Annotated in this window: 3 protein-coding genes; 1 reads left to right on the forward strand and 2 read right to left on the reverse strand. The window is 65.0% G+C overall.

The features are described 5' to 3' along the window. Positions 1-84: 84 nt before the first annotated feature. Positions 85-1,260 carry an ABC transporter substrate-binding protein gene (locus JHD07_RS36650; RefSeq protein ID WP_291631060.1) on the reverse strand — a complete coding sequence of 392 codons (1,176 nt, stop codon included), beginning with the start codon at positions 1,258-1,260 and terminating at the stop codon, positions 85-87. Positions 1,261-1,407: 147 nt separating this feature from the next. Beyond that, positions 1,408-2,208 carry an acetoacetate decarboxylase family protein gene (locus tag JHD07_RS36655; RefSeq protein WP_291631057.1) on the reverse strand — a complete coding sequence of 267 codons (801 nt, stop codon included), beginning with the start codon at positions 2,206-2,208 and terminating at the stop codon, positions 1,408-1,410. 172 nt (positions 2,209-2,380) lie between these two features. Between JHD07_RS36655 and xseA the strand changes: the two genes are divergently transcribed. After that, positions 2,381-3,013: exodeoxyribonuclease VII large subunit (xseA, locus tag JHD07_RS36660; RefSeq protein WP_291631058.1), on the forward strand; the 633-nt coding region annotated here is incomplete at its 3' end.

Here is a 3,013-nt window from a genome sequence, read left to right on the forward strand (position 1 = left end):
CCCGCGCCAGCTTCAGCGCAATCGCGCGCCCGATATCGCCCCCGCCGCCGGTGACCAGCGCGACCGGCGGCCGGTCACTCTCGGTCACGACTTCAGGAACTCGCAGCCGCCATCCGCCAGAGGCCGCCACGCCTCGGACGGCGCAATGGTCTTGACCAGCTTGTAATAGTCCCAGGGATATTTGGAAGCTTCGGGGGTCTTCACCTCGAACAGGTACATGTTGTGCAGCTTGCGACCGTCGGCGCGCACGCTGCCCTTGCCGAACAGGGGATCATCGGTCGGCAGCTTCTTCATCTGCTCGACCACCGCCTTGCCGTCGCTGGAGGCCCCGAGCGCATCGACGGCCTTGAGGTAGTGCAGCGTCGTGGCATAGGCGCCCGCATGCAGCGCGGTGGGATAGCGGCCGTTGTTGCGCGGCGCGAAGCGCTTCGTCCAGGCGCGCGTGTCGTCATTCAGATCCCAGTAGAAGGATTCGGTGAACTGCAGGCCCTGCGCGATCTTGAGGCCGAGCGAATGCACGTCGCTGAGATACAGCACCGTCGCGACGACGCGCTGACCACCTTGCGGAATGCCGAACTCGACCGCCTGCTTGATGGAGTTGATGGTGTCGCCGCCGGCATTGATCAACGCGATGATCTCCGCCTTCGACGACTGGGCCTGCAGCAGGAAGGAGGAGAAGTCCTGCGTGTTGATCGGCGTGCGGACCCCGCCGAGAACCTTGCCGCCGGATTTCTGCACGACGTTCTTGATGTCGCCTTCCATGGCATGGCCGAAGGCATAGTCCGCCGTGAGCAGGAACCAGCTCTTGCCGCCGCTCTCGACGACGGCGCGCGCGACGCCCGACGAGAGCGCGTAGGTATCGTAGGTCCAGTGCACGAGATTGGGCGAGCAGGACTTGCCGGTCAGGTCCGACGACGAGGCGCCGGACACCAGCAGCGTCTTGTTGTTCTGCTGCACGATGTTGCGGACCGCGAGTGCGACAGCGGAATTCGGCGCGTCGACGATGACATCGACCCCCTGGCGATCGATCCATTCGCGCGCGATGTTGGCGCCTACATCGGCCTTGTTCATGTGATCGCCGCTGATGATCTCGATCGGCCGGGTCATCTTCGGACCGGAAGCCTGGAAATCCTCGACCGCCATTTTCGCCGCCAGCAGCGAGCCCGGGCCGGTGACATCGGCATAGAGGCTGGACATGTCCGTCAGCACGCCGATGCGGAGCGGTTTCGTCTCCTGGGCCCGTGCGCCGAGGCCCGTCATGCCCAGCGCCAATCCGCCGGCGCCGGCCAGCAGCCGGCGGCGGCTCACCCGAAATCGTCCTTCCATGTCGAATCCCTCCTTTGCCTCGTGCGTGTTTCTTCCCGCTTCGCCGCCCGCACGTACATCGCGCGCAGGCTGATCTTGTCGTCAGGGAATGAGCCGCTCGATGAGCCGCCGGTCCTCGACCTCGAATCCGCCGCCATAGACCTCCGACACCATGAAATGCGCGCCGAGAATTTCCGGCTCGAGATCGGCAATCGGATCGTACTCGCTGGCGTGCAGCGTCATCGCGGCACGGCCCGGCAATGGCTTCGAGTATTTCAACGGCGTGCGGCGATAGGCGATGTCCGCATAGGCGATGCCGAGGCGCTCGGGATGCGGCAGGCGACGCACGTGGATTTCGCCTGCCGGCAGTTCGTCGCCATCGACGATGCGGACGACGGGTGCGGATGCATCCGGCGTGAAGGCGAAATCGGCCAGCGGAATGCCGCGGCGCCGGACCCATCCGGTGATCGATCCATCGGCGTGCTCGTCGAAGGCGTAGTGCGCGTCCTTCTTGGTGTAGCCGAACACCTCGCGCCCGGCGCAGATCCCCATGGGATCGCTGCAGTACATGAAGATGTGCGTCTCGGTGAACAGCCCCTTGTAGCGGACAGGCACCGAGATCATCAGGTCGAACATCTCGCCCGCGTGGACCGCCAGGGAGTGGCCGGGCGAACGCATGAAGCGGAAGGCGACGCGATCGCTGGCGATCTCGAACGGCGTGTCGGCAAGCAGGGAAGCGACCTTGCCCGGCGCGACGCGGGTCATGATCTCGACAGTCCGCAGGGTGCAGCCCCACTCGACGGGATAGGCCGGTGAATAGGGCGGATTGACCCCGCTGTTCGGCTTGAGCCGGTACTGCGCAAACATGCGTCGAGCTGGATCGTCGGGATCGGCCACGGTCATCGGGTCCGCTTCCTCTCTTTGTTCATATATGATTTTTAACTTTCATATATGAAATACAAGGCGAGTCAAGCAGCCGTCCCCAGAGCGGTTCCGCACTCGTCGAATCGATTGGCGCCGGCTGGCGAAAATCCCTAACGTCGCCCTCAACCCCAGAACCCCGAATCGTTTGCCGATGCCGCCTGCGGAACAACTCAACAACGCGTTCGAATTCACCGTCTCCGAGCTGTCGCAGTCCCTGAAGCGGACGGTGGAGGACACCTATGGCCATGTCCGGGTCCGCGGCGAGATCTCGGGCTTTCGCGGCGCCCATTCCTCCGGGCATTGCTATTTCGCGCTCAAGGACGAGAGCGCCAAGATCGAGGCGGTGATCTGGAAGGGCGTGCACGGGCGGATGCGCTTCAAGCCCCAGGAGGGGCTCGAGGTGATCGCCACCGGCAAGCTGACGACCTATCCGGGCTCCTCGAAATACCAGATCGTGATCGAGGCGCTGGAGCCGGCCGGCATCGGCGCGCTGATGGCGCTGATGGAGGAGCGCAAGAAGAAGCTCGCCGCCGAAGGCCTGTTCGACGAGGCGCGCAAGCAGCTGCTGCCGTGGCTGCCGGAGGTGATCGGCGTCGTGACCTCGCCGACCGGCGCGGTGATCCGCGACATCCTGCATAGGCTGGAGGACCGTTTTCCCCGCCGCGTGCTGGTGTGGCCGGTGAAGGTGCAGGGCGACGGCTCGGCCGAGCAGGTCGCGGCCGCGATCCGCGGCTTCAACGCGCTGCCCGAGGGCGGCAAGATCCCGCGGCCCGACGTGCTGATC

Origin of the sequence: Bradyrhizobium sp. (genome assembly GCF_016462955.1) — a bacterium.
In the GTDB taxonomy this organism is placed as follows: Bacteria; Pseudomonadota; Alphaproteobacteria; order Rhizobiales; family Xanthobacteraceae; genus Bradyrhizobium.